19 protein-coding genes and 1 pseudogene are annotated in these 25,805 nt (G+C 70.9%); 9 read left to right on the top strand and 11 right to left on the bottom strand.

Going from position 1 to position 25,805, the window contains the following annotated elements; translation table 11 throughout:
- Nucleotides 1-143: 143 nt before the first annotated feature.
- Nucleotides 144-1,925 (bottom strand): 3-hydroxyacyl-CoA dehydrogenase family protein, encoded by a 1,782-nt coding sequence (locus ACFXOM_RS10575; protein ID WP_384942018.1) that lies wholly within the window; start codon nucleotides 1,923-1,925, stop codon nucleotides 144-146.
- A 304-nt stretch (nucleotides 1,926-2,229) separates the two neighbouring features.
- Here ACFXOM_RS10575 and ACFXOM_RS10580 point away from each other — a divergent pair, with 304 nt between their 5' ends.
- Nucleotides 2,230-2,805, top strand: a complete 576-nt coding sequence (locus ACFXOM_RS10580) for a HEAT repeat domain-containing protein (RefSeq protein WP_384942020.1) — start codon at nucleotides 2,230-2,232, stop codon at nucleotides 2,803-2,805.
- A gap of 380 nt (nucleotides 2,806-3,185) precedes the next feature.
- On the opposite strand, the gene ACFXOM_RS10585 is transcribed toward ACFXOM_RS10580, so the two are convergent.
- The 3 genes and pseudogenes from ACFXOM_RS10585 to ACFXOM_RS10595 form a co-directional block, all read right to left on the bottom strand.
- Nucleotides 3,186-3,584, bottom strand: a complete 399-nt coding sequence (locus ACFXOM_RS10585; protein WP_385037641.1) for a RidA family protein — start codon at nucleotides 3,582-3,584, stop codon at nucleotides 3,186-3,188.
- Nucleotides 3,585-3,621: 37 nt separating this feature from the next.
- Nucleotides 3,622-5,205 (bottom strand): alpha/beta hydrolase, encoded by a 1,584-nt coding sequence (locus ACFXOM_RS10590; RefSeq protein WP_385037644.1) that lies wholly within the window; start codon nucleotides 5,203-5,205, stop codon nucleotides 3,622-3,624.
- Nucleotides 5,206-5,342: 137 nt separating this feature from the next.
- Nucleotides 5,343-5,917: pseudogene (locus ACFXOM_RS10595) on the bottom strand (radical SAM protein); the annotation flags it as partial.
- A gap of 2 nt (nucleotides 5,918-5,919) precedes the next feature.
- On the opposite strand from ACFXOM_RS10595, the gene ACFXOM_RS10600 reads away from it, so the two are divergent.
- Nucleotides 5,920-6,084 (top strand): hypothetical protein, encoded by a 165-nt coding sequence (locus tag ACFXOM_RS10600; protein ID WP_384942061.1) that lies wholly within the window; start codon nucleotides 5,920-5,922, stop codon nucleotides 6,082-6,084.
- 229 nt (nucleotides 6,085-6,313) lie between these two features.
- Here ACFXOM_RS10600 and ACFXOM_RS10605 read toward each other — a convergent pair whose 3' ends face one another.
- Nucleotides 6,314-6,640 carry a hypothetical protein gene (locus ACFXOM_RS10605; RefSeq protein ID WP_384942025.1) on the bottom strand — a complete coding sequence of 109 codons (327 nt, stop codon included), beginning with the start codon at nucleotides 6,638-6,640 and terminating at the stop codon, nucleotides 6,314-6,316.
- Between the two features lie 58 nt (nucleotides 6,641-6,698).
- Nucleotides 6,699-7,088: a transposase gene (locus tag ACFXOM_RS10610; protein WP_385037673.1), complete on the bottom strand. Its 390-nt coding sequence runs from the start codon at nucleotides 7,086-7,088 to the stop codon at nucleotides 6,699-6,701.
- On the opposite strand from ACFXOM_RS10610, the gene ACFXOM_RS10615 reads away from it, so the two are divergent.
- The gene (locus ACFXOM_RS10615) at nucleotides 7,003-7,305 is read left to right on the top strand and encodes a hypothetical protein (RefSeq protein ID WP_385037676.1); all 303 of its coding nucleotides are present in this window, start codon (nucleotides 7,003-7,005) and stop codon (nucleotides 7,303-7,305) included. The two genes, ACFXOM_RS10610 and ACFXOM_RS10615, sit on opposite strands and share 86 nt — an antisense overlap.
- A 74-nt stretch (nucleotides 7,306-7,379) precedes the next feature.
- Here the strand turns inward: ACFXOM_RS10615 and ACFXOM_RS10620 are convergent.
- A protein-coding gene (locus ACFXOM_RS10620) for an IS5 family transposase (protein WP_385037647.1) occupies nucleotides 7,380-8,200 on the bottom strand; the annotation gives its coding sequence in 2 pieces (ribosomal slippage) (nucleotides 7,380-7,840 and nucleotides 7,840-8,200; 822 coding nt in all).
- 82 nt (nucleotides 8,201-8,282) lie between these two features.
- Nucleotides 8,283-9,911 (bottom strand): ISAzo13 family transposase, encoded by a 1,629-nt coding sequence (locus tag ACFXOM_RS10625; RefSeq protein ID WP_385037650.1) that lies wholly within the window; start codon nucleotides 9,909-9,911, stop codon nucleotides 8,283-8,285.
- 68 nt (nucleotides 9,912-9,979) lie between these two features.
- Between ACFXOM_RS10625 and ACFXOM_RS10630 the strand changes: the two genes are divergently transcribed.
- The 6 genes from ACFXOM_RS10630 to ACFXOM_RS10655 all read left to right on the top strand — a co-directional run bounded on the left by ACFXOM_RS10630 (nucleotide 9,980) and on the right by ACFXOM_RS10655 (nucleotide 16,882).
- Complete coding sequence (locus tag ACFXOM_RS10630) at nucleotides 9,980-10,141, top strand: hypothetical protein (protein ID WP_384942031.1); 162 nt, start codon at nucleotides 9,980-9,982, stop codon at nucleotides 10,139-10,141.
- A gap of 192 nt (nucleotides 10,142-10,333) precedes the next feature.
- Complete coding sequence (locus ACFXOM_RS10635) at nucleotides 10,334-10,777, top strand: SRPBCC family protein (protein ID WP_385037653.1); 444 nt, start codon at nucleotides 10,334-10,336, stop codon at nucleotides 10,775-10,777.
- Nucleotides 10,778-11,685: 908 nt separating this feature from the next.
- Nucleotides 11,686-12,519 (top strand): M55 family metallopeptidase, encoded by an 834-nt coding sequence (locus ACFXOM_RS10640; protein ID WP_384942035.1) that lies wholly within the window; start codon nucleotides 11,686-11,688, stop codon nucleotides 12,517-12,519.
- Nucleotides 12,512-13,879, top strand: a complete 1,368-nt coding sequence (locus tag ACFXOM_RS10645; protein ID WP_384942037.1) for a M20/M25/M40 family metallo-hydrolase — start codon at nucleotides 12,512-12,514, stop codon at nucleotides 13,877-13,879. Before ACFXOM_RS10640 ends, ACFXOM_RS10645 begins: the two co-directional genes overlap by 8 nt.
- A gap of 11 nt (nucleotides 13,880-13,890) precedes the next feature.
- Nucleotides 13,891-15,891: a S9 family peptidase gene (locus ACFXOM_RS10650; protein WP_384942039.1), complete on the top strand. Its 2,001-nt coding sequence runs from the start codon at nucleotides 13,891-13,893 to the stop codon at nucleotides 15,889-15,891.
- A 274-nt stretch (nucleotides 15,892-16,165) separates the two neighbouring features.
- Nucleotides 16,166-16,882 carry a 4'-phosphopantetheinyl transferase gene (locus tag ACFXOM_RS10655; RefSeq protein ID WP_385037656.1) on the top strand — a complete coding sequence of 239 codons (717 nt, stop codon included), beginning with the start codon at nucleotides 16,166-16,168 and terminating at the stop codon, nucleotides 16,880-16,882.
- Nucleotides 16,883-17,000: 118 nt separating this feature from the next.
- Here the strand turns inward: ACFXOM_RS10655 and ACFXOM_RS10660 are convergent, their stop codons facing one another.
- The 3 genes from ACFXOM_RS10660 to ACFXOM_RS10670 form a co-directional block, all read right to left on the bottom strand.
- Entirely contained in the window at nucleotides 17,001-19,877 is a 2,877-nt protein-coding gene (locus tag ACFXOM_RS10660; RefSeq protein WP_385037659.1) for a helix-turn-helix transcriptional regulator, read from the bottom strand.
- A 1,017-nt stretch (nucleotides 19,878-20,894) separates the two neighbouring features.
- Entirely contained in the window at nucleotides 20,895-21,746 is an 852-nt protein-coding gene (locus ACFXOM_RS10665) for a LuxR C-terminal-related transcriptional regulator (protein WP_384944419.1), read from the bottom strand.
- 805 nt (nucleotides 21,747-22,551) lie between these two features.
- Nucleotides 22,552-25,413, bottom strand: a complete 2,862-nt coding sequence (locus ACFXOM_RS10670) for an AAA family ATPase (RefSeq protein ID WP_385037662.1) — start codon at nucleotides 25,411-25,413, stop codon at nucleotides 22,552-22,554.
- Between the last annotated feature and the right edge of the window lie 392 nt (nucleotides 25,414-25,805).

Here is a 25,805-nt window from a genome sequence, read left to right on the forward strand (position 1 = left end):
TGGGGGGGGGGGTTGGGGGTTTCTGGGGGCGGGCATAAGGGGGTTGGACAGTCCCCGGAATGTCTTGCGTTTGCGGGGGGGGGTCCTTTGGGGGGGGCGGCCTCCCCCCCCTCCCGACCACCCCGCCCCAACCCGCGCCCGGATCAGCGACGGGCATATTCGCGGAAGCCGCGCCCCGTCTTGCGGCCCAGGCAGCCAGCGGCCACCAGGTGCTCGAGCAGCGGAGCGGGAGCCAGGCCCGGGTCCCGGAACTCGCGGTGCAGCACCTTCTCGATCGCGAGTGAGACGTCGAGCCCGACCACGTCGAGGAGCTCGAACGGGCCCATCGGGTAGCCGCCGCCCAGCCTCATCGCGGCGTCGATGTCGTCGAGGGAGGCGTAGTGCTCCTCGACCATCTTGATCGCGTTGTTGAGGTAGGGGAACAGCAGAGCGTTCACGATGAAGCCGGCGCGGTCACCGCAGTCGACGGCGTGCTTCTTGATCTTCGCGGTGACCTCGCGCACCGTGGCGTGCACGTCGTCGGCGGTGAGCACGGTCCGGACCACCTCGACGAGCTTCATCGCCGGGGCCGGGTTGAAGAAGTGCATCCCGATCACGTCCTGGGGCCGCGACGTGGCACGGGCGCAGGCGACGACCGGCAGCGAGGAGGTCGTCGTGGCGAGCACCGCGCCAGGCTTGCAGACCTTGTCCAGAGTGGCGAAGAGCTGCTGCTTGACCTCCAGGTCCTCGGCGACCGCCTCGAGCGCCAGATCGACCTCGGCGAACGCGTCGAGGGAGTCGGCCGGAGCGATGCGGGCCAACGTCTCGTCCCGTGCCTCGGGCGTCATGCGGCCCTTGTCGACGGAGCGCGAAAGCGACTTGGCGATCCGGGACTTGGCCGTCTCCGCCTTCTCCTGGCTGCGCGCCGCGAGGACGACGTCGTAGCCGGCCTTGGCGAAGACCTCGGCGATCCCGCTCGCCATCGTGCCGGAGCCCGCGACGCCGACCGAGCCCACCGGGCGGCCGGTACCGGCCTGCCCACCCTCCAGTGGCGTGAGCGCGTCGCGCACCACGGTGCCGCTGTCCGGCGCCTCGTAGGTGTAGAAGCCGCGGCCCGACTTGCGGCCCGTCAGGCCCGCCTCGCTGAGCTGCTTCAGGACGGGTGCGGGCGCGTGCAGACGGTCGTGGGACTCGGCGTACATCGCATCGAGCACCGTGCGTGCCGTGTCGATGCCGATCAGGTCGAGCAGGGCGAGCGGGCCCATCGGCAGGCCGCAGCCGAGCTTCATAGCGGCGTCGATGTCCTCGCGGGAGGCGTACTTCGCCTCGTACATCGCGGCGGCCTGGTTGAGGTAGCCGAAGAGCAGTCCGTCCGCGACGAAACCGGGCCGGTCGCCCACTGCGACGGGCTCCTTGCCGAGCTCGCGGGCGAGCTGGGTGACGGTGCTGACGGCCGTCGGCGCGGTGAGCACCGAGGAGACCACCTCGACGAGCTTCATCGCCGGGGCCGGGTTGAAGAAGTGCAGGCCGAGGACCCGCTCGGGACGGGCCGAATCCGCGGCGAGACGCGTCACCGACAGGGCGTTGGTGCCCGTGGCGAGGATGGTGTCCGGTCGGACGACGGAGTCCAGCGCACGGAAGACCTGCTGCTTGATCTCGTACGACTCGGGCACGACCTCGATCACGAGGTCCGCCTCGGCGGCGGCCTGCAGGTCCGAGAACGTACGGAAGCGGGCGAGGACGGTGCGCCGCTCCTCCTCGGAGATGCGGCCGCGTTCCACGGCACGCGCGGTGGAGGCCTCGAGGGCCGTGACGGCGTGGCGGGCGGCGATGTCGCTGATGTCGATTCCGATGACTTCGCGGCCGGCACGTGCGAGGACCTCGGCGATGCCGGTGCCCATGGTGCCGAGGCCGACGACGGCAATGGTGGAGAGAGGGGTGTCCATCACGGGACTCCAGGAATGAGTGACGACTGAGGGAGGTCGTGTGCCGAGGGGCGCCGCACGAGGGGCGCGGCACACGCGGGGGATGCCGTGGTGAAGAGCGACGGACCCTGTCCCGGAGTCACGCCGTACAAAGCTGCCGAACCGACAACACTCGCGGCGGCTGCGTCACCAGGCCACCGGGAGCCGCGGGGGGTTACCCGCTCACTTGAGATTAACTGGCGAGTAACGAGCGCGCCACCCCCGCGCGGATGTGATCTGTGCCGCCCTCCTCCGCACGGCGGTCGGGCCCCCTATGCTGCTGTGCGTGGACGCGGATCTCGAGGACCTCGCCGTGCGAACCCGCCAGGAGCTGACCGGTCCCGCCGACGAGGAACTGCACCGCCGACTCAGCGGCCCCGCGGACCCCGACACCCTCGCCGCCGTGCTCACCGCGGCGCACCGTCCCCTGTGGGCGAGGGAGATCGCCGCCTTCCGGCTCGGCTGCGCCGGGGACCACCGGGCCTTCGAACCCCTCGTGCTGCTGCTCAACCACCGTGACCACGAGCGGTGCGTGTCCGCCTCCTACGCCCTGATGAGGCTCGCCGATCCGCGCACGGCGCAGGCCGCCGCCGCGCTCGCCACCAACGAGCTGCGCGTCGCCTACGCGTTGGCCCCGGTGCGGCTCCTCACCGCCCTGCGGGCCCCGGAGTCGGTGCCGGCGCTGATCACCGCGCTGGGGCGCAGACTGCGGCCCGGCGATCCGCACTGGCGCGTGGCCCTGGCCTGTGTGGAGGGCCTCGGGGCGCTCGCGGACGGGCGCGCCCGCCCGGTCCTCGAGTCCGCCCGGACCCACCCGCGTCTGTCGGCTGCCGCGGCCGCCGCCCTCAGCCGCCTGCCGTAGCCCACTTCACGGGTGGACGCCTCGTCCGCCTCGAACGAATCCCCTCTGCCGTCGCCGCTGTGAAACCCGCCTGTTCGGAGAAGTGCGGGCCGCACGTTCCCCCTCCAGGGGGACCACGGGTCCGTCGGCCGTGGCCGGGAGCAGTGTGCGGATCCGCCCCGCCTCCCGGGCCTCGGCCATCGCGTCGAGGTAGGAACGGGGGAGCACTCCCGTGCGCGTGCGGTTGTTCCGGTCCCGGTATCGCCGACGAGATCCGGTGGCACTCCCGCGTGCACTCCCGCGTGCGCGTGCCGCCAGCCGCCGACCCGGCAGGCCGCGACCGCGGAGCAGCCCCCGCGGTCGTCGTGTGTATCCGCACTCTGCTCTGCTCACTCGCGGTTCTACGGGACCACGGCGAGAGCCTCGATCTCCACCACCAGCCGCGGGTCGACGAGAGAGGCGACCTGCACCGCCGAGCTCGCCGGCAGCCGGTTCGAACCCAGCGCGGCGTCCCGCGCCTCGCGGACCGCGGGCAGGTGGGACATGTCCGTGAGGAAGTACGTCAGCTTGACCACGTCACCGAAGCCGGCGCCCGCCGACGCGAGGCAGCGCCGCAGGTTCTCGAACACCTGGCGTGCCTGGGCCGCGGGGTCGCCCTCGCCCACCAGCTCGCCCGCTTCACCGAGGGCGATCTGGCCGGATACGGCGACGAGGCGGCCCGTGCCCGTGACCACGTGCGTGTAGGCGGTCGCGGGGAAGACGCCGTCGGGGGCGGGGACATGGGTGAGGTGGGTGTCCATGGCCGCATCCTGGTGGATGCCCCCGACGGCGTGCAGGTCAGTTTCGGTGGCCGAGCAGCCGGTGCAGCGTGTCCCCCGTGGACTTGGCGGCCTGGGCGGTGCGGGCGGACCTGCTGAGGGGCTTCGGCTCCGGGGCGGGCGAGCACACCGCGTCGGCCGCCACGCTCGGGTCGGCCGGGGGGAGCTTGCCGGTGGCCAGGTAGTCCGTCAGATAGCGGTCCAGACAGGCGTTGTCGCTCAAGGTGACCCCGTGGTTCCCGCCGCCACTCTCCACGACGAGGCGGGATCCGTGCAGCTTGCGGTGCACCGCGACGCCGCCCTCGTACGGGGTGGCCGCGTCGCCGGTGGCTTGGAAGATCAGTACCGGGGGGACGGAGCGGTTGGTGATGTCCGTCCGCTTGAGCGACCCGACGGGCCAGGACAGGCACGGAGCGTTGTACCAGGCGTTGTTCCACGTGTTGAACGGTGCCTTGGTGTACACGGCCCGGTTGTCGGAGCGCCAGGTGCCCCAGTCGCGCGGCCAGCTGGCATCCCTGCACTGCACCGCCGTGTAGACCGAGTAGCCGTTGTCACCCGCGGCGTCGACCGCCCCGAAGTCCTCGTACGCGTCGACCAGCGGTTCGGTGTCCTTCTTGGTCGCGTAGGCGGCGAAAGCCTCTGCGAGCTCCGGCCAGAAACCGTCGTAGTAGCCGCCCGACAGGTATGTGTCCTCCAACTCGGCGGGTCCGACCAGGCCCCCGGCCGGACGGGTGCGCAGCGCCGCGCGCATCGCGTACCACGCAGCCTCGACCTTCGCGGGGTCGGTGCCCAGGTGGTACACGGCGTCGTGCTTCGCCACCCAGGCGGAGAACGCCTTGTGGCGGGCGTCGAAGCCCAGGTCCTGGTTGAGGTTGTCGCCGTACCAGACGCCGTCCGGGTTCACCACCGAATCGAGGACCGCGCGCCGCACCCGGTGGGGGAAGAGCTTGGCGTACACGGCGCCCAGATACGTGCCGTACGAGTAGCCGAAGTAGTTGACCTTCTTGAAGCCCAGAGCCGAGCGGATCAGGTCCATGTCCTTCGCCGCGCTCACGGTGTCCAGGAAGGGCAGCAGATCGCCGTACTTGGCCGCGCACCCCTGGCTGAACGACAGTGCCCTGACCAGGTTGGCGCGTTCGGTGTCTTGGTCGAGGGGGAGTGAGTCCGGCCGCACCGGGGCGAAGTGGTGCGGTCTGCAGTCGAGTGCCGGCTTCGAGGCGCCCACCCCGCGCGGATCGAACCCGACGACGTCGTACTGCGCCGCGACTTTGGGGGGCAGCGACGCCGCCACGAAACCCGCCAGCCGCAGCCCGCTCCCCCCGGGGCCACCGGGGTTGACCAACAGCACTCCCTGGAAGGCCTTCGTCGTGTGGCGCACCCGCGACAGCGCCAGCGTGATCTGCTTTCCCTTCGGTTGGCGGTGGTCGAGCGGCACGCGCACCGAGGAGCATTCGAGCTTCGGGTACGCCTTGGTGGCGCAGCTGGTCCACTTCGGTGCGGCGGCGCGGGGCGCCGAGGACTTCGCGGTCGCGGACGGTGCACCGCTGACCAGTCCGGTGAGCGTCGCCCCGACGGCGATCAGCACTCCTGCGCGTCTGTTCATTTGGCCTCCCGTGGTGGCGGGGGGCGCGGCCCGGAGCGGCAGAGCCCCCGCCGCAGCGTTCCCCGATATCCACCGGGAGGGACGGCAACGGGGCAGAAGTGACCCGTTTGACGAGGGGCGCAGCGGCGCAGCGGTCTTCAGAGGAGGGTGAGCTGGGTGGCGGCGGGCTCGGCGACCAGGGGCTCCCCGGGTGCCCGGAGGCGGCGCGGGGTGCCGCGCCGTGCCGGGCCGATGCCGAACTCGGTGGCGAGTACGTGCACATGACGGGTGATCCGGCGCTGATACCACTTGGGTGCGTAGGCGCCCTCCGCGTACAGCCGCTCGTAGCGTCGCACGACGTGGGGGTGTTCCCGCCCGAGCCAGGCCATGAACCACTCCCGCGCTCCCGGCCGCAGGTGCAGCACGAGCGGGGTCACGGAAGTCGCTCCTGCGCCGGCGCTCGCCCGGACCGTGGTGCGTAGCCGGTCGGGGCGGTCACCGAGGAAGGGGATGCCCGGTGCCATCAGGACGCCGCAGCCCAGGCCGTGCTCGGCGAGGGTGCGTACGACGTCCGGGCGTCGCTCGGGAGCCGGGGTGCCCGGTTCGACCGTGCGCCACAGAGCGTGGTCGGTGAACCCGACCGACACGGAAACCCCCACGTCCGTGACCTCGGCGGCCTCCCGGAGGAGATCCAGGTCCGAAGGATCAGCGTGCCCTTGGTGAGGATGGAGAATCGTGACCGCCGAAGATCCCACCAAGGCCTGGAAGGATCTGACGTTGGACCGGCAGCGCGCGGTGGTCGAGACGCTGGCCACGGTAACGCCCCTGCCCGGCCGTCCGGGCAGGGCGCCGTTCGATCCGCGATCGGTACGGATCGAGCCGCTCCAGGGGATGGGCTGACCTCGCTCGCCCCTGCGTGACCGTTGATTCGCAGGGAACAACGGAGTCGGTACCTTCGGATCGGCACCTGTGGAGTCTGAGTTGGCTGTGATACGCGAGAGACGCATACCGCCCGAGACGCTCGGCATGATGCTGCACCGTGCGCGCGACCGGGCGGGCCCGGCGCAAGGGGGACCGGCGGGTGAGCGCCTGATCCCCCAAGGCGCGGTCCGTGTCCTGGCCCCGTGCGTCAGCTTTGAACCCATTCGATACGTTCGACGGTGTCATTGTGCTCGGCGGGTTCCTCCAGGGACTCGCCAGCCTTGAGGACGCGGGTGCCCTTGCTGCTGATCAGCTTTGCATCGCTCTGGGTCAGATTGACCCATGAGGACACGTTCCTCGTCATGCTGCCGCCATCTGCGGGCAACTCGCTGAGGGCCACCATGTACCCTGCGCCGATCCCGTAGGCGGGGCCCTTGCGGCCGTAGTGCTTCCACAGCCCCAAAGTCGCCGGCGGGCACTCACTGCCCTCGATCACGACCACACCGGCAGGCAGCCTTTTCTCCTGAGTCGTCACAACTCGCTCTTTTCCCTCACGGCCCGCCCGCCTGATGGCGGGCAGTGCCACCCCAATCTCACGCGAAAACGACAGAAAAGGCATGCCACCACGCCGTGTACAGCCCGGCGGGCCAGGCGGCGCGGGAGGCCGCGAAGGCCGGCGCCGCGCACGCCCTGGCGGTGACCGACGCGACTGACGCGCTCCGGCAGTCACCGCCACGCGTGGGGGTCCCGGTAGTTCTCGCCGAAAAGACAACGCTAAGCGGCTGCGGCCGGCTGAAGCCCAACAGTGTGGGCCGTGAAAACGTGATCCGGCCGTGGTGGGCGGGTGTCCCGCCGGACTGATGCACCCGCGGGTTCAGGCCGAGGTAGGACACGAGTTTGTCCGCGCTGCCGAAGCGGTGGAAGTCCCCGACCGCAGCCAGCACGGTGACCGCGGACATGGCGTCCACCCCGGGGATGGTCATCAGGCGCCGCACGACCGAATCGTCCAACGGCCTGCGGCGTAGGCGCTACCGCGGGCTCGCCGAGACGCACGCTCAGTACGTACTCACCGCCATGGCCTGCAACCTCACCCGCACCGCCGACCGGATCGCAGAAACTCCCCGTGGACGCACACGCGACGGAGTCCACCACGCCATGCTCGGCATCGCCCGGATGCACAACCTCGCCCTCGCCGGATAGATCAACGGGCTTCACCACGATCAGCCATGTCCCAGGCGACCCGCAGATCATTTACGGGACAGCCCTTAGAACTCCTAACGGAGTGCCTTCAGCCGTCGCCAGCAGATGATGCTGCAGGCCAGGCTGAGGAAGGCTTCGTGGATGTCGTCGCGGATCTCCCAGCGGATGCGTAAGCGGCGGAACCAGTGCAGCAGCGCGAAGCTCTGCTCGACGACCCACCGGTGGATGCCCAGCCTTGAGCCGTGTTCGGTGCCTCGGCGGGCGATGACCGGGGTGATCCCGACGGCGCGGACCTGCTTGCGGTACTTGTCGTGGTCGTAGCCGCGGTCTGCGTAGAGGCGATCGGGGCGTCGGCGGGGACGCCCGCGGCGGCCACGCACGGGCGGGATGGCCTCGATCAGGGGCATGAGCTGGGTGACGTCGTTGCGGTTTCCGCCGGTCAGTGACGCTGCCAGCGGGATGCCGTGCGCTTCGGTGATCAGATGATGCTTGGAGTCTGCTCGGGCACGGTCGACCGGGCTCGGTCCGGTTTTGGGCCGCCCTTCATGGCCCGGACATGGGAGCCGTCGATCACCGCCCTGGACCAGTCCAGCGCGCCGGCGGCGTGCAGCTCGGCCAGCAGCGACTCGTGCAGACGCTGCCACACACCCGCGTCGTTCCAGTCCCGCAGCCGCCGCCAGCAGGTCATTCCGGAGCCGAAGCCCAGTTCCTGGGGCAAGAACTCCCACGGAATACCGGTGTACAGCACGAACAGGATGCCCGACAGCACCTTGCGGTCATCCAGACGCCTGCGCCCCGGATGATCCGTACGGCGCGGCACGACCGGCAGCAACGGCTCAATCCGCGCCCAGAGTTCATCGGACACGATCCATGGAAGCTGCTCACCCCTCCTCATGTGAAGGCTAACGCGCCATCAGGAACCAGTATTCCAAGGCGAGAAGTGCCATTCTGTTAGAGTTCTAAGGGCTTGCAGATCATTAACACGTCGTCTTGATCTTGTTGCTGGGTTCGCCGGTCAGGGTGACGACCCGTGCTTGGAGGGTGGCGAGAGCCGCTGGCGGGGTCGTCGCGGGCGGGATGGAGATGCTGTGGGTTTTGAGCAGTCGCTGGTTCTTCAGGAGGGTGCGGTGCATGGCGGTCCTGCTGTTGCCGAAGAGCACGGCCAGAGGTTCTGCGGCCAGGGCGACCCGCAGGTGGAGCACGGTGGCCAGGACCTGGTCAGGGAAGGCCAGCCGGGGCGGACGGCCGCGCTGAGTGTCCCCGTCCGGTGTCAGAGTCTGGACCAGGTCGTGCAGCTGGTCCGGGGACATCCCGGTCAGCGCGGGGTCGGACAGCAGGGCTGGAGCCCACTCCGGCTTGCACGGTTTTGGAGTCCGGGCCGCCTGGATGGCCGAGGCCGGCTGGGAATGCAGGATGTAGTTCCAGTCGCCGTGGAAGCCGTGGCGGGTCAGCGGTAGGGCGGCCATCTCCGCGTCACCGATCTGTACTCCGGTCGGGTAGGTGCTGGTGTCGAGTTCGGCGGTCACGCGCAGTCCGGTGCGGGTGGTGGTTGCGGCGATGGACTGGACGATGACTTCGTGGCTGGTCAGCGGGCGGCCGCGCCAGTTCATGGTGATGTGGGAGAAGAGGCGGTGCTCGATCTTGTTCCACTTCGATGTGCCTGGCGGCAGATGGCAGACGGTGATCGTGAGCCCGGTTTCTGCGGCGAGGCGGGCGAGTTCGAGTTTCCAGGCTCGCGTGCGGTAGCCGTTGGAGCCGCCCGCGTCGGCGGTGATCAGCAGACGTGTCGCCTGCGGGTAAGAGGTGTGGCCCTGGCCGTGCCACCAGCGGCGGATCGATTCCACCGCGAACGCGGCGGTGTCGTGATCGGTGCCGACGTTGACCCAGCCGGTGTTCGCCATCAGGTCGTAGACCCCGTACGGGATGGCCTTGCCCAGCTGCGGGTCGGCGAAGTCGTGCATGTGCACCGGCACCGGGTCACCAGCGGGCCGCCACGAGCGGCCGTTGTTCTTGAAGTCTCCGACGAGTTCCTTCTTCTTGGTGTCCACGCTGATCACCGGCTGGCCGGCGTCCCGGTGCTCGCGCGCCTGCTCGTTGAGATAGCGGAACTGGGCGTCTCGGTCCGCGTGCTGGCCGCCTTCCAGGGTCTTGGCGTTGGCCTGCAGGCTGAAGTCCTCCTCCCGCAGCAGAGCGGCGACGGTATCGGCGCTTACCTTGTGCCCGGCTCGGGTCAGCTCCCGCGCGAGGGTGCGGGTCGACTTCACCGTCCACCGCAGCGGCGACATCGGATCACCCCGCTCGTCCGGCTCCACCAGCGCCAGCAGCGCGGGCCGCAGCCCAGGGTCGAGATCCACGACCCGTTTGCGGCCACCGCCCGGCCGCCGCACCCGTCCCAGCGGCTCCTCGCCCGCCTCGAGCTCGAACACCCCCTTGCGGACCGTCGTCTCACTCACCTCAGCCGCCCGGGCGACGGCCCGGACGCCACCATGTCCCAGCCCCCGGGCCTTGGCGGCCAGAAGCAGACGCCGCTGCCGCTCGTCCAGGTGCGGGAACAACGTCGCGAATTTCATGGCGAGTTGGGAACAGATCTCGTCCGGGATGCGCATACCACACCAACGATCCCCAGAACGGGAAGCAACACCTTGATTCCCCGCAAGCCCTTAGGCTCGTAGGCATGGGAATCGACTGGGAGAACATGCTCGGCGCAAGCGGCAACGACCTCAACGACGCCTACGACAGCGCGGTCTCCGTGGTCGTCTACAGCGAGGGCCCGTGGGACGACCGTCGGCCACTCCCAGTCGGTGAAGAGCACGACGACACAGACGGCCTGCGCTGATCTGAGCGCGCACACGGAAACGCCCCGGTGAGCGTCAGGGAAGTCCGGGGGGCGTCTGGGCGCCTCCTCGGTAGCACTGACCATAGAATAGAACATGTGTTCCGTTGATTGCCGCAATCCCGATTTCGCGCGGCCGAGCGCGAGGTGGTTGGCTGGTGTTCCCCGAGGAACCGAGTGCTGGAGGATGAGGGCATGGCGCAGGTCGAGGCCACGACGGAGCGGATCATCGCGGCGGACGCGGAGGCCGTGTTCGACGCCCTGACCGACTACAAGGACACGCGCGCGAAGCTCCTGTCGGAGCACTTCAGCGAGTACGAAGTGCGCCAGGGCGGCGACGGCGACGGCACCGTCGTCCACTGGAGGCTCCAGGCCACCAGCAAGCGGGTCCGGGACTGCCTGCTGGACGTCACCGAGCCGACCGACGGGCAACTCGTCGAGAAGGACCGCAACTCCTCGATGGTCACGACCTGGACGGTCACGCCGGCCGGCGAAGGACGCTCGAAGGCCGTCGTGACCACGGTCTGGCAGGGCGCGGGTGGCATCGGCGGATTCTTCGAGCGGACCTTCGCCCCCAAGGGGCTCGGGCGGATCTACGACGAGGTCCTCTCCAGGCTTGCGACCGAGGTGGAGAAGTAGCCCGACCACACCGCACCGCACCGCCACGGAGCCAGGGGCGCGGTCACTGGTTCGAGTGGTTCCCGTCGCGACTCCGGTGTGCCCAGGCACACCGGAGGCTGCGGGAAGGCGGCTGACGTGCGCCCACGTGTGCCCGTCATGAGCTTCGCGCCCCCCTCGGCTGCTCCGTCTTCGCGTCCCGTGCGGTCCTTCCTCGCGCACCACGCGCACCACGCGCACCACGCGCACCACGCGCACCACGCGCACCACGCGCACCACGCGCACCACGCGCACCACGCGCACCACGCGAACAACGACGCCGCGCGGCCGGACGAGGGGAACGGTACGCGGGTGGGTGCAGCCCGGTGAAGGTCCATCAGACCGTAGACGCGGCCGGCACTTCCGCGCCCCGCGCCGCGAGTGCGGAACGTCCTATGGCGCCGAACGCCCTGTGGGGTCGAACCTCCGGCGCGTTGGGCCGGTGTTCGTGGGCCTGATGCTCACGCTGCTCCTCGCCGTGCTGGAACAGACGTCCGTCGCCACAGCGCCCCCGGGATCGGCGGAGAGCCCTGCGGCTCGGACCGGTTGGCCGTGAGCGGTCACCCCCCTCCGTCCCGCGCGCCCGCGCCGCGCCCCGTGCCCGGGCCTGCTGCGCGCCGCGCAGTGGGTGGTGCCCGCGTACCGGACCGTGCAGCACCACGACGGAACCACCGGCCACGCGCCATCCGGGTTCTTCGCGACGTGCCCGGCCGGGCGGAGCGGCCGCTTCGCCCCGCTTGTGCGACGACGGTTCCCCGACGGTCGACTTCTCGGCGTGTCGCGGCGAAAAGGCTGGTCATCGGCCGGAACCGGGGGGTCCACGGGGCTGAAACGGGGAGGGTTATCCACAGGGCTGGTCGGTGCGCCGGACGACGCGTACGGTTCCTGGCATGAAGATCCTCGTCAGCGCCGACATGGAAGGCGCCACCGGTGTCACCTGGCCTGCCGACGTGCTTCCCGGCACCTCCCAGTGGGAGCGGTGCCGCTCCCTTTTCACCTCGGACGTGAACGCGGCGGTCCTCGGCTTCCTCGACGGTGGTGCCGATGAGGTGCTCATCAATGAAGCGCACGGGAGCATGCGCAATCTACTGCTGGAGCAACTGGACGAGCGGGCCGAGATGCTGACGGGCCGGCACAAGGCGCTCTCGATGGTCGAAGGCGTCCAGCGCGGCGATGTGGACGGGGTCGCCTTCGTCGGATATCACACCGGTGCGGGCACCGAAGGAGTGCTCGCGCACACCTACCTGGCCAATTCGATCACTGGAGTCTGGCTGAACGGCACCAGAGCGAGCGAGGGGCTGCTCAACGCCCACGTCGTCGCGGAGTTCGGCGTGCCGGTGGTCCTCGTCACCGGCGACGATCTGACCTGCGAGGACGCACTGGGATACGCGCCGGAGGCCCGCAAGGTCGCCGTCAAGGACCACGTATCGCGGTACGCGGCGGTGTGCCGCACCCCGGCGCGCACGGCCGCCGACATCCGTGCCGCCGCCAAGGAGGCCACGGTCCTCGCACTGCGCCACGACCCGGTGCGAGGCGGTCCGTTCACGGTGGAGGTGGAGTTCGACGCCGAGCACCTCGCGGCAGCGGCCACCGTCGTGCCTGGCGCGAGCCGAAGCGGCGAGCGGCGAACCGTCTACACCAGCGAGACGATGTATGAGGCGATTCGCACCTTCAAGGCGGTCACGACGATCGTCTCGGCCGCCGTGGAGGAGCAGTATGGCTAATGTGACCCGCCCCGGAGCACGGACAGGAGCCCCCGGCCCCTCCTCGGTCGACGCGCTCGCGAGCGAAGAAGTGGTGCGGTTCACCTCCGACTTGATCCGGATCGACACCACCAACCGTGGCGGCGGTGACTGCCGCGAACGGCCCGCCGCGGAGTACGTCGCGGAGCAACTCGCGGCGGTCGGCCTTGAGCCGCTGCTCCTGGAGCGCACGGCGGGCCGGACGAACGTGGTGGCCCGGGTCGAGGGGTCCGACCCGTCCGCCGACGCCCTGCTCGTCCACGGGCATCTCGACGTGGTTCCCGCCGAGCCCGCCGACTGGTCCGTGCACCCCTTCTCCGGCGAGGTTCGCGACGGGGTCGTCTGGGGTCGAGGCGCCGTCGACATGAAGAACATGGACGCGATGGTCCTCGCCGTCGTCCGGGCCTGGCGACGCGCGGGCATCCAACCCCGCCGGGACATCGTCATCGCCTACACGGCGGACGAGGAGGCGAGTGCGGTCGACGGGGCAGGATTCCTCGCCGATCGGCATCCCGAGTTGTTCGAGGGCTGCACGGAAGGCATCAGCGAGTCCGGGGCCTTCACCTTCCACGCGGCACCGGGTACCGCGCTGTACCCGATCGCGGCGGGGGAGCGCGGGACGGCTTGGCTGAAGCTCACCGCACGCGGCACGGCGGGCCACGGAGCCAAGGCCAACCCCGCCAACGCGGTGACCAGGCTGGCCGGTGCAGTGGCCAGGGTCGGTGCGTACGCCTGGCCGTTGAGGCTCACCCCGACCGTCCGGGCCTCGCTGACCGAACTGGCCGCGCTGCAGGGCACCGTCGTCGACCCGGACGCACCCGACGGCGACCTGGACGCCCTGGTGACGCGGCTCGGGAGAGCCGCTGCCCTGGTCGAGCCGGTCCTGCGCAACAGCACCAACCCGACGATGCTCAGAGCCGGTTACAAGGTGAACGTGATCCCGGAGCATGCCACCGCCTACATCGACGGCAGGGTGTTGCCCGGATGTGAGGAAGAGTTCCGTACGACTCTCGACCTGCTCTGCGGCCCCGATGTCGACTGGGAGTTCGAGCACCAGGAGGTCGCCCTGGAGGCCCCCGTCGACTCGCCGACCTTCGCCAAGCTGCGTGCGGCGATCGAGCACTTCGACCCCGCAGGCCACGTCGTCCCGTTCTGCATGTCCGGCGGTACCGACGCCAAGCAGTTCTCCCGGCTCGGCATCACGGGCTACGGCTTCTCGCCGCTGAAGCTGCCCCCGGAGTTCGACTACGCGTCCCTGTTCCACGGCGTCGACGAGCGCGTCCCGGTGGACGCGCTGCACTTCGGCGTCCGCGTCCTCGACCACTATCTGAAGTCCGCATAGGGGAGTTGGCAATGGTACCCACGGGGGCCTACGGCACCTGGCCGTCGCCGATCGACGCCGCACTGGCCGCGTCCCACGACGGCCGTCCCGAGTACGTCGGCACGGTCGGCGCAGAAGTGTGGTGGACCGCTCCGCGGCCCACCGAGGGCGGACGCCGCGCCCTCGTGCGCCGTGGTCCCGACGGCATCGAGGCCACGGTGCTCCCCGCCCCGTGGGACGTGCGCAGCCGCGTCATCGAGTACGGCGGGCAGCCCTGGGCCGGTAGTTCCCGCGACCAGGGCGGCACGCTGGTCGTCTTCGTCCACTACCCCGACCAGCGGCTGTACGCGTACGAACCGGACGGCGGGGGCGACCCGCGGCCGCTCACCCCGATCTCTTCCACGGGCGGCGGTCTGCGATGGGTGGATCCCGTCATCCCCCCGGGCCGGGACGAAGTCTGGTGCGTGCTGGAGGAGTTCACCGGCGAGGCGCCCACCGACCTGCGCAGGGCGATCGTCGCCGTGCCCCTGGACGGCTCCGCTTCCGACGACCGAGGTGCCGTCCGGGAGCTGACGGACGATCGGCACCGTTTCGTCACCGGACCCCGGCTGTCACCGGACGGGCAGCACGTCGCCTGGCTCGCCTGGGACCACCCGCGGATGCCGTGGGACGGTACCGAGGTGCTGCTCGGCGAAGTGGCCGGCGACGGTGCGTTCACCGCGGTGCGGACGGTGGCCGGCGGGCCCGAGGAATCGATCGCCCAGGTCGGCTGGGCGCGGGACGGCTCCCTGCTGTTCGTCTCGGACGCGGGCAACTGGTGGGAGTTGCAGCGCATCAGGCGTGGATCCCTCGGGCACACGCCACCGGAGGCCGTCGCCCTGTGTCCCGGCCGCAGCGAGGAGTTCGGCGGCCCGCTGTGGAAGATCGGGCTCACGTGGTTCGAGCCGCTGGACAGCGGCCTGATCGCCGTCATCCACGGCAGGGGGGCCACGGCACTGGGCATCCTCGACCCGGAGACGGGGGAGCTCGTCGACGCGGCCGGCCCGTGGACGGAATGGGCACCGACGCTCGCGTCCGACGGCATCCGCGTCGTCGGCGTCGCGGCGAGTCCGCGCAGCGCCTACGAGGTGGTCGAGCTCGACACCGGCACCGGCAGGGCCCGTGTCATCGGCTCGGAGCACGACGATCCGGTGGACCCCGCCTACTACCCCGAACCGCAGATACGCACCTTCACCGGGCCCGACAACCGCGATATCCACGCCCACATCTACCCACCGCACAATCCGGACCGGGTCGCGCCCGACGACGAACTGCCGCCCTACGTGGTGTGGGCCCACGGAGGTCCGACCGGTCATGCACCGCTGGTCCTCGACCTGGAGATCGCCTACTTCACCTCCCGCGGCATCGGCGTCGCCGAGGTCAACTACGGTGGCTCGACGGGCTACGGACGGGAGTACCGGAACCGGCTGAGGGAGCAGTGGGGCGTCGTCGACGTCGAGGACTGCGCTGCCGTCGCGGAGGCCCTCGCCTCGGAGGGCACGGCGGATCCGGCACGGCTCGCCATCCGCGGGGGCAGCGCTGGGGGCTGGACCACTGCGGCGTCGCTCACCAGCACGGACGTGTTCGCTTGCGGCACCCTCCTCTACCCCGTGCTGGACCTGCTGGGGTGGGCCGAGGACGGGACCCACGACTTCGAGTCCCGATACCTGGACTCGTTGATCGGCCCGATCTCCGAGGTTCCCAGCCGCTATCGGGACCGCTCGCCGCTCGAGCACGTCGACCGGATCTCCGTTCCCTTCCTCCTGCTGCAAGGGCTGGACGATCCCATCTGCCCGCCGGCACAGAGCGAGCGATTCCTCGCACACATGGCGGGGCGCGGCATCGCCCACGCCTACATCGCCTTCGAGGGCGAGAGCCACGGATTCCGCCGCGCCGACACCATGATCCGTGCGCTGGAGGCCGAACTGTCCTTGTACGCACAGACCTTCGGGGTCTCCCGCGCCGACGTTCCCCAGCTCGACCTGAAGAAGTGACACGGGATCGGAGCGGAGCCGAGCCCATATCCCTGGCTCGGCCCGCGCGCCCCACAGCGGGCGCACGGACCGCCGCGCCCGCGCCGGCACGGCGGAACGGTTTCGTCCGCCCCGGAAAGACTGGGCATTTCCCCGGGACTTGACGCGCGGCTGCCCCGTGCGGTGGTTCTGTCCGGGCACCCGGGGCTAATCTCGCCCATGCGGCGTCGTGAGGAAGTGCCGCGCGCCGATGCCCCGCGAGGCGCACTCTCACGCTGCAAGGACAGGAGACCCGATGATCGATGAGCTGCTGCCGGAGACCGTCTCCGCGGCCGAGCTCTTCGGCGTCGCACTGCCGGCCGCGGCGCTCCTGCCCGAGGAGGAGCGGCACGTCTCGCGGGCGGTCCACGAGCGCGTGCGCGAGTTCTCCGCGGGCCGATGGTGTGCCCGCCGGGCAATGGCCGGGCTCGGCGTGCCGCCCGTACCGGTCCTGCCGGGACCGCGCGGGGAACCGGGCTGGCCCTCCGGCCTCGTCGGCGCGCTCACCCATTGCGAGGGGTATGCCGCCGCGGTCGTCGCACGGTCTGCAGAGGTACTCGCCCTGGGTATCGACGCCGAGCCGGCTCGGCCGCTCCCGGACGGGGTGCTGGAGGCCGTGGCGCTGCCCGGGGAACGCGCCAGACTTCCCCACCAGCCCGACGGGGCACCGTCGTTGCCCTGGGACCGCATGCTGTTCAGCGCCAAGGAGTCCGTGTACAAGGCGTGGTTCCCGATGACCGGGCGTCCGCTGGGGTTCGAGGACGCCTTCCTCTCCTTCGACCCGGGCGACGGGACCTTCACCGCGCGGCTCCTGGTGCCTGGGTGGCCGCTCGGCGACGACCTGCTGACCGGTTTCCGGGGGCGTTGGGCCGTGCGGTCGGGTCTGCTGCTCACCGCGGTCGCCGTGCTCGCCGTGCCGGGCGTCCGTACGAGTCCGGCCCACGGGTGGGCCGTGGCGGGGGCCGTACGGTGACCGGCCGCCGCCCAACGTCCTGCCGCCGCGCAACGTCCCGCCCGTACCACAGCCGGCCGGCTGCGGTACGGCCGTTGCACGGCGCGGGGCGGCACGCGGACGCACTACGGCCGCGAGGTCATTCATCGGTCCCTTCGGCGGCGAATAACAGTCTCAGGCCGTGCCGACCGGACACCGCGAGCTTGCGGTACACGGAGGTCAGATGCTGCTCGACGGTGCGCTGAGTCACGAACAGCTGTTCAGCGATCTCCCGGTTGGTTTCACCCACCGCAGCCATCCGCGCCACCTGCGCCTCGCTCGGCGTCAGCGACTCGACTCCGCTCGACGTGACCCGGCGCGGCCGGGCACCGGTGGCCAGCAGTGCCTCGTTGGCCCGGGCGCGAAGCCGGGCGGCGCCGAGCGCGTACGCCAGGTCGAGCCCCTGGCGCAGCGTCTCGCGGGCCGCCTCCGTGTGATCACACGCATGCAGCGCGGTTCCGTAGTCGACCAGCGTATGCGCCAGTTCGAGGCGTGCCGGGGAACCGTCGAGCGCGGAAAGCGACTCCTCCAGCACACCCAGCTTCCGGGGTCCGCTCTCCGTCGCAGCGAGGAGCCGAAGACCAGTACCGAGAGCATCGGTCAGATTCCCCTTCCGGGCGCGATCCACCGCATCCTCCGCCAGCTCCCGGGCCGGTGTGAGCGCTCCCAGGGCGAGATGGGCTCGGCCGGCCCAGGTCCACCAGGACGACACGGCCGGGCTCGTCCGCGTCCATTGGTGCTGCCGTCTGCCGGCCTCCAGGAGGTCCGCCAGCGCTCCTTTCGGATCCTGGTGGGCCAGCCGCAGCCGCCCCCGCGCGCACAGGAACTCGTTCGACTGCCAGGTGTCCAGGCTCATTGACGGGAAGGTCTGTGCGGCCGCGGCGTCGGCACCCGCGAGATCACCGGTGTCGATCAACGCGTGGACCTGGGTGGCGATCGGCAGCGCCAGCCTGCGGCCCCAGTGGCTGGGCGGCAGCACGTTCAGCGCCGACCGGGTGGCCGCCAGCGACTCCGACAACGCCCCCAGCCGGTAGCGCGCCTCGGCCCGCAGCGCCTGGCACAGGCCGTACAGCAGCAGCCGCTGGCTCAGGCGGGTGTCTTCGATGATCCGCTGATAGGCGGCATCCGCCTCGTCCGGCAGCCCTGCGTACAGCAGCGCCGTGGCCGCCGTGGTCAGGAAGAACGGCGAGTCGACACCGGGCACGCTGTTCTCCAGCACCCGGCGGGCCGCGGCGGCCGACTCCTGCGCGCGGTCCTCGCGCACCGAGCAAAGCCCTGCCCCCGCGGCGATCAGCGCTCGCTCGCCTGGGGTGGTGCCGGGCCGGCTGATGTCGAACGGGTACTCCCGCAGGGTCACCTCGAAGCTGCTCAGGTCCTCGGCCGACGCCATCAGCCGCTGCCCCTCCAGTAGGCGCTGCAGATCGGTGTCGCGGACCGTCGGCGCCTGCTCGGCGAGCAGCCGGACCGCCTGCAGCGACTGCCCGGTGTGGACCAGGCCGCCGGCCAGCGAGCTGAGCAGCCGGAAGCGCAGCGACGGCTCATGGACGTGCTCCAGCGCCGCCTGCAGATGCCGAACGCTCGCCTGCGGGTCCACACCCGCCTCGGCCAGCCCCAGCTCAACCAGGACCGCGGTGTCCTCGGGCGGTTTCCCGTCCTCAGGCAGACAGTGCCGCAGCAGATCCACCGCCAGCGCCGGGGCGCCGCGGAACGACGCCTCCCGGGCGGCTTCCCGCAGTACGGTCACCGCCCACTCCTCCGTGGCCGGCAGCGCCGTCATCAGCAGATGGCCGGCCACCTGCTCGGCACGCGCCCCCGCATCCAGCAGCAGACGGGCGGCGCGCTGGTGTGCCTCGGCGAGCCGCTCGGGTGGCAGGTCCGCCACGATGACTTCCCTGATCAGCCCGTGGTTGAAGGACCATCTTCGGCCGTCGTCGACCTCCGAGACCAGCCCGTTGGACCGCAGGGCCCACATCGCGGCCGAGTGGGTGGCGTCATCGAGGCCCGCCAGCCGCGCGCACACCTCCGGCAAGGCGTCGTCGCCCATCACCGCGAGGGCGCGGGCCGCCGCAGAGGCGGACTCGGGCTGGCTCCGTAGGACGGCCCGCACCGCCTCGTGGAAGAAGGTGCCGTCCTGCGCGATGTACTGCAGGGCGTCGACCGTGGGCGGCCGGCCGTCCAACCGGAGCACGCTCAGCAGGGAGTGGACCAGCAGCGGGTTGCCGCTGGTGAGCGCCCGGCAGGCTTCGTGGAACTCGTCGTCCGCCTCGTGACCGAAAACGGTCTTCACCATGAGGCTGATCCCGTGGCCGGTCAGCGGGCCGGGCCGCAGCACCCGGCAGAGTGGCTGCCCGGCGATGTCACCGAGGAGCGCGGCGTCCGTCGCCTCGTCGCCGGTCCGCTGGGACAGCACCAGCAGGATGGGCAGGCCCTCGATCCGGCGGGCGAGATGGGTCAGGAAGCGCAGCGAGGCCATATCGGCGCAGTGCACGTCGTCGACCACGACGACGAGCGGCGCCTCCGCCGCCAGATTGCAGGTGAACCAGTACAGCCCGTGCAGCATGGCGTACGACATGTCCTCGGTGGGGAGCATCACGTCGCCCGGCAGCAGCTCCCCGCTCAGCGCCTGCGCGGCCGTGCGGGCACCGCCGGCCAGCAGTCGGGTGAGCCGCGGTTCGTCGAAGGTGGCCAGCAGCGGTTCGAAGAGTTGGCGCACGACGCCGAAGGGGAAGTCGCGCTCCAGCGCCTCACCGCGGGCCTCCAGCACCTGCAGATCCTCGGTGGGGAGCGTGGACACGAGTCGGTTCAGCAGCAGGCTCTTCCCGATGCCGACGACGCCCTCCACGAGTGCGATGCCGCCTGTCCCGAAGCGGGCGTCCTGCACGAGGGCGGAGAGGGAGGACATCTCCTCCTCACGACTGACGAGTGTCAGCGTGTCGCGCCGGTGTTCGAACGCGTCGGCGGGCAACCCGTCGGTCATCGGGAATCTCCTCTGTCGGCGCCTGTACCCGGCACGGTCGTGCCGGGCGGTCCCCCGCGGGCAGGAACGCCGCAACCGGGCCCCCGCCGGCCAGCGGCCGTCCGGCTCTCGTCGGAGCGCCGGACGGTGCGCGTTGGCGTCCGTGCGCACGGGGACGCTGTCTGTCCATGACGGCGTCCTGCCCCCTCCCCGCAGGGAAGCTGTCCCCAGTTTCTCCTATGTGGTGAACGTAATGCCTCCGGGGGTGCCCATGAGGTGAAGGTTCGGTGAAGGGGTGTCCACAGGTGTCCGTGTTGTGCTGAGCACGCCATCTGCCCGCCGTCGAACCGGGGTGACGGCAACTTCGCTCCGTGGCATATGCCTGGGCTGTCGTTGGTACACGGCGGCAACGACCCGCCCCCGCCGCAGCGGCTCTCCCGAGCGCCCGGCCGAGAGCGGGACCCCTGGGCTGTGCGACCGGACGGACGGGTGCGCCGGGACCGGCGTGCTGCGGCCGGGGCGGTGGTGCCGTACGGGATGTGCCGCCGGTGCCGGGCTGCTGCGTCCGTTCCGGTACCCCGGAGCGTGCGACACGTCGCGAGCCGACGGCGGAGGCAGGCAGGAGCGGCGGAGGCAGGGGTGCGATGTAGGCTGACTGAGCCTCAAATTCCGTTGCGTGCCATAGGGTTGGGGGGAAGTATCGGCGCGCGTACCGCCGTGTAGTGCAACACCGGCTCCGCGAGGAGGGGACTCTCGTCACGGAGCCGGTGCGCTCCGGGCCGCAGGTGCTCGCCGGCCCTCGTCGCCGTCCCAGCAAGGCTCTCGGGGCGCGGGGGCATGGCTCCGAGAGCATCTTCGGCGACATAACCATCCTCACTCGGGAGCGGTTGAGGAATTCCCTACACCCGGGCCGCGGTGGGGGCCGGTACCCGGGCAGGGGAGTCGTGGCGGCCCGGTGCAGGCGAAGAAGGACCGGGTGAACCGAAGAGGGGCGCCCCGTCGGGGACGCCCCATGGTGCAGCCGGCCGTGGCGAGCTGCTATGAGGCCCGGGAGTTCGGCATGCCGGGCGTACTGCGGGCGCCCGGTGCGGCCGGCGGGGTGCGAGGAGCTGCAGCTTCGGGTCGGGCGGCCGTGGAGCGCTGCCGGGGCGCGTCCGCCCGGCGGCCGCGGCTGCGACTGCGGCGACTGTCGGCGTCCTTCACGAACTCGGGAAGGACCCGGGGCGGCCAACTGCCGATCGTGAGCATTCCCATGGAGTGGGCCCGGGCGACGAGCGCGGCGCGGTTGGGGGCCTTGAGTCGACGGAGCATCAGACCGACGTGGTACTCCACGCCCTGCCTGCTGAGGTAGAGCCGGGCGGCCAGTTGGACCGTGGAGGCTCCGCTCGCGACGCCTTCGAGGATCTGCGCGTCGAGCTCCGTGAGCAGCTGACGGCGGCTGGCCGGAGCGTCATCCTGGCCGGTGAGTGCGGCCGAATCGTCGTCGGGCCGCACGACCACGACGAAGGAGGGTGCCTGTTCCGATTCGCTCCGCACCGCTATCCCGGTGAGTTCGCCTGAGAACGGCACCTCCTCGCCACGGATCCCCACCATCCGTTCCACGAACCGTGCGCGGTGACCTTCTGCCAGCCGGGTGAAGTGCCGGTTCAGCAGACCGGGAGCGCTGGGGTGCAGCAGGGAGTACAGGCTTCGGCCGCAGGTTTCGGTGGAGTCCTGGCCGAACAACCGGAAGAACTCTGCGTCGGCAGCCATGATCGCCAATGTGGCGTCGAGGCTTGCCATGCAGGCCTGTTGAGGCTCTAGCGGACGCCTTCCCGCCGTGGCGGCGGGTTGGTCGGGCGCGCGCAGGGTGTGGGGGGTCGGGGAATGAGGGGTCGCCGCCAGCGGCATCGGGTCGGCGTAGTGCTGGGATGTCAAGGGAGCTACCGTCTTTCTGCGGTCGACGCACCGGGAAATCCGCCCGTCGAATGAGGCATTGGTCGTCCTCGCTCCTTCGGTCAACGAAGCGAAGTGCCTTTCCTTGCATTGGTATTCCGCTGTTCCGAGCCTAGGAACGCCGTGTCGCGGGAGTCAAGGCGACATGTGGCGAATGGCAAAACACTGTGGTGTCTCGGTGCGGTGGTTCGGTATCAATACGGTGCGGTAGCAATAACTCTTCGTCATGACCCGATTGTTGAGAGAAGCCGGCGCCGCGAAGCGACGCCGGCCGGTACCACAAAGCCGACGGTGTGCCCTGGCAAGGGTCCTTTCAGAATGCCGGATTCCCGCGGGCGAGGGTCGTGTTGTGTGCGATCGGAAGGAAGGCGGCGCGCACGTCCGCTCCGGCCGCCCGGCGGACCCGGAGGCGGTGTGGACTATGGATCCGGGCGGGGTGGACTCGGCGACCCACCGCACCCGGCGCAGGCCCGTACCGTGTGCTTCGGCGCCCGGAGACCTCGGGGGCGACGCCGCGCTCGCGCAGCCGCCGCCAACAGGTGTGATCGGAGCCGGACTCCGGATCCTGCGGCGTGCCGGATCCCCGGGTGGAGCACGAACGGCACGTCCTGCAGCTTCGCGCCGTCGTCGATCTGCTTGCCGCGCGGCCGCCCGGACCGCCGTTCACGCCGCGGTGGCGGCGGCTCGATCGCCACCCGCAGGTGGTCACTGATCCGGCACGGCTCCCGCCGCACCGCGGGCCACACCAACAAGGGCGGAATCACTTCGCCTCCTCCGGCACGGGGAGATCCTTCTGCAAGGGCCCCTCGGGCCGGGCTGACGCGTCGTAGGAGCCAGACTGCCTGTCGAGTTCTGCCAATGCCGCGAAGAGACTCCTGCGCCCCGGAATTGACATCTTGCGGTAACAATTCGTCAGATGCTTTTCCACGGTCCGGCACGTGATGTCCAGCTCGTCTGCGATCACCTGGTTCGTCAGACCCGAGGCGGCGAGCTCGGCGACCTTCCGCTCCGCCGGGGTGAGCTGGCCGCGGGTGGCCTCCGCGTTCGGGGGCGCCTCGGCGAGCAGCTCCTCCGCCCGGCGGGCCAGCCACGGGGTGCCGCAGACGACGGCCTCCGCGTGAGCCCGGCGCAGCGCCGTGCGGCCGTGGGCGTCGGCCGGGCCGAGGCGCTCGCCGAGATCCAGCAGGGCCTGGCACAGCTCGAAGCGGTTGGCGGACAGCTCCAGGACGTCCACCGCCTCCCGCAGCACCTCGGTGCTGCCCGGGCCGTCGATCATGTGGCTGGACACGCGCAGCGCCCGGCCGAGCGGTCCCGGCGCCCCCCAGGCGCGAGCGCGTTCCACCTCCAGCGCGCTCAGCTCCCTCGCCTCCTTGTGCTCTCCGAGGTGGAGGTGCAGGAACGCGGCGGCCGAGGCCCAGGGCAGCAACGCCGGATTGAGCCATCCGCACTGCTCGAGGCGGCGGCCGGCATCGAGGAACCAGCCCAGCGCCGCGTCGGGATCGCCCTTCCGCGCCGCGCTCTGCCCTTTCAGCATGGCCAGCGCGGACCACACGTACGGATCCTCCGCCGACCGGTATTTGATGGCGAGCAGCCGGTCGGCGAGTTGGTGGTCGCCGGTGAGGATCGCGCAGGTGGCGAGGGTCATCGAGGACACGGTGAAGACTTCCTCGTGCTTCTCCCCGGCCAGCTCGAAGGCCGCGAGGGCCTGCTCCTTGGCCCGTGCCAAGCGGCCACGGGCCAGTGAGACGAGCGCCTGCTCGGTGCCGATCAGCGCCTGCTCCACGCGCGTCTGCCGCCCCACCGCGTTCTCCTGGACCGCGTCGAGCCAGGAATCCAGTGCCTCCACGGAGTCCGCGGTCACGAGGCTGGCCACCACCAGTGGCATGGTGCTGTGCACATGGGCGGGCACCGCCGGCTCATGCTCCAGGACGCGGTTCGCCAGCGGCGCCACCTCACGGGCGGGCAGGGCGTTGGAGAACGTCGCGGCGCCGATCAGGGGGGCGAGCAACTCCCGCTCGGCGACGGTTTCGGTCCTCGGCTCGTCACCCAGGTCGACGAGACGGGCCACCGAGTCGGCCAGTTGTTCTGGATCCGACAACGCCGACTGCCGGATGCGGGCCTCCAGCCGCAGCGCCAGCTCCCGGTTCGTGCCCTGCAGCCGGTCCCCGGGCCCCAGCGCGTCCGCCGTCTCCCGCAGCAGCTCGTGGACGGGCAGCAGCGTGGAGGAGAACGCACTGGGCGCCAGCCTGACCACGGCCTGTGCGCGCTGTACGGGGCCGTCGCACAGCAAGGCGGCCTGGGCGATGTGCCGCACGGCCGCGTACGGGGCGAAGCTACGTTCCGACGTGGCCAGGTCAATCAGCAGCTCCGCCCGGTCGTTGTCCGGTGAGCTGCCCACCAGCGCATGCCGCAGGTAGCGGGCGGCGACTTCGGGTGCCGCTCGGCGCTGCGCGGCACAGGCCGCGGCGCGCAGCACCCCGGTGGCCCACGGGTAGGTCGGTGCCGTGAGGGCCATCAGGTGCTTCGCCACCTGCTCGGGCGGTCGGTCGGCCCGGTGCAGCAACTCGGCCGACAGCGCGTGCATGGCGGTCCGCTCGTCCGGGGGTATGCCCTCCACCACCGCCGTCCTCACGAGGGCGTGGATGAACCGGGGGTGCTGCGTACCGGTCGTCAGGCCGAGGTCCGTCAACTGGCGGAGGGCCTCGTCCCGCTCGGCGGGATCCACTTCGGCCAGCCTGCTCAGCAGCTCGGGATTCGCGTCGTCCCCGAGCACGGCCACCGCCCGCGCAGTCCGTCTGACCAGCTCAGATTGCGCGTCCAGGCGCAGCAGTAGCCGATGCCGTAGCGAAGCCGGCCGTAGCGTGGCGACCGTTTCGGCGTGGTCGGCGGTGGGCTGGCGGACGCGGGGCGCCGCATCCGCCAGCAGGCAGCGCAGGTACAGCGGATTGCCGCCCGTGGCCCGGTGGCAGGCGGCCGTGAACGCTTCGTCCGGTGCTTCCCCGTAATACCGTCGCACCAGTTCGCGGGTGTCCCGCACAGCGAGGTTCCCGGGGCGCAGGGTGTGCGTGGCCTGTGCGATGACCGCCTGGACCGCCGGGTCCCCGGTGAGGGTGTCGCCCTCGCGAACTGCACACACCAGTAGCACCGGAAGGCCGGGCGCCCGCTCGCCCAGGTGCCGCAGCCACTGCAGGGTCGCCGGGTCCGCCCACTGCAGTTCGTCGACGAGCATCAGAACGGGCCGGTCGCGGGCCATGTTCTCGAGGAGTGCGGTGAGGCCGGCCAGGACGGTCTGCAACGGTCCGGCGCCACCGGTCCGACCGGAGAGCGCACCGCGCGCCGGAGCGGCGGCGCCGGACGTCCAGCGCGCGAAGGTTTCCGGCGAGGCGTGCCGCAGTGCCGGCTCCAGCAGCTGGCGGGCCGCGCCGAGGGAGAAGTCCTGCTCCATCGGGGCCGCGTTCACCCGCAGGTGCTGGGCTCCCTGTGTCGCGCCGAGTACGCCGATGGCGTCGAGGAGGGCTGACTTGCCCACCCCCAACGGACCGCTGACCAGGACCAGAGCGCCTCGCCCGCTCCGCAGGGCGGCGACGGCCAGGTCCAGTTCCACATCGCGGTCCAGCAACATCAGGTTCAGATCCCTTCAGACCGCGAACTGTTGTCGCGGCGGCGTGTGCCGAGGGAGTCGCACGCTGTGAGGACGGCGGGGCAGCAGAACCGGGAGACCCCCCCGGGTACCGCATCCGCCGGTGCTCGGCGCGCTGGGCACGTACTCCTTCGGACATGCCGCCTGGGTGGCGCTGGAGGAGGAGCAGGAGGCGCAAAAATCCGGCGGGCAGTGCGGTCGGGGTAGCCTGCCGGCTTTTCTTGCCGCTCACGCCGAGCGCCCGGCGTGTATAGCGGTGAGCTGGTTTCCGTTGTGGCCTATGTCAGCGCTCACCCTCCAACAGCAGTGCGGTTCACGGGGTTTTCGTCATTCGCTGCGTTCAAGGTTGCCATATCGTTCGATGAAGCCCCCCC

It is taken from the genome of Streptomyces sp. NPDC059169 (assembly GCF_042755225.1).
Taxonomy (GTDB): domain Bacteria; phylum Actinomycetota; class Actinomycetes; order Streptomycetales; family Streptomycetaceae; genus Streptomyces.

Bases quoted from the DNA above. Each gene is read 5' to 3' on its own strand.
- ACFXOM_RS10575 (WP_384942018.1), bottom strand. From the start codon at position 1,925: ATGGACACCCCTCTCTCCACCATTGCCGTCGTCGGCCTCGGCACCATG.
- ACFXOM_RS10585 (WP_385037641.1), bottom strand. From the start codon at position 3,584: ATGGACACCCACCTCACCCATGTCCCCGCCCCCGACGGCGTCTTCCCC.
- ACFXOM_RS10590 (WP_385037644.1), bottom strand. From the start codon at position 5,205: ATGAACAGACGCGCAGGAGTGCTGATCGCCGTCGGGGCGACGCTCACC.
- ACFXOM_RS10610 (WP_385037673.1), bottom strand. From the start codon at position 7,088: ATGACCATCCCCGGGGTGGACGCCATGTCCGCGGTCACCGTGCTGGCT.
- ACFXOM_RS10625 (WP_385037650.1), bottom strand. From the start codon at position 9,911: ATGCGCATCCCGGACGAGATCTGTTCCCAACTCGCCATGAAATTCGCG.
- ACFXOM_RS10630 (WP_384942031.1), top strand. From the start codon at position 9,980: ATGGGAATCGACTGGGAGAACATGCTCGGCGCAAGCGGCAACGACCTC.
- ACFXOM_RS10635 (WP_385037653.1), top strand. From the start codon at position 10,334: ATGGCGCAGGTCGAGGCCACGACGGAGCGGATCATCGCGGCGGACGCG.
- ACFXOM_RS10640 (WP_384942035.1), top strand. From the start codon at position 11,686: ATGAAGATCCTCGTCAGCGCCGACATGGAAGGCGCCACCGGTGTCACC.
- ACFXOM_RS10645 (WP_384942037.1), top strand. From the start codon at position 12,512: ATGGCTAATGTGACCCGCCCCGGAGCACGGACAGGAGCCCCCGGCCCC.
- ACFXOM_RS10650 (WP_384942039.1), top strand. From the start codon at position 13,891: ATGGTACCCACGGGGGCCTACGGCACCTGGCCGTCGCCGATCGACGCC.
- ACFXOM_RS10655 (WP_385037656.1), top strand. From the start codon at position 16,166: ATGATCGATGAGCTGCTGCCGGAGACCGTCTCCGCGGCCGAGCTCTTC.
- ACFXOM_RS10660 (WP_385037659.1), bottom strand. From the start codon at position 19,877: ATGACCGACGGGTTGCCCGCCGACGCGTTCGAACACCGGCGCGACACG.
- ACFXOM_RS10665 (WP_384944419.1), bottom strand. From the start codon at position 21,746: ATGCCGCTGGCGGCGACCCCTCATTCCCCGACCCCCCACACCCTGCGC.
- ACFXOM_RS10670 (WP_385037662.1), bottom strand. From the start codon at position 25,413: ATGTTGCTGGACCGCGATGTGGAACTGGACCTGGCCGTCGCCGCCCTG.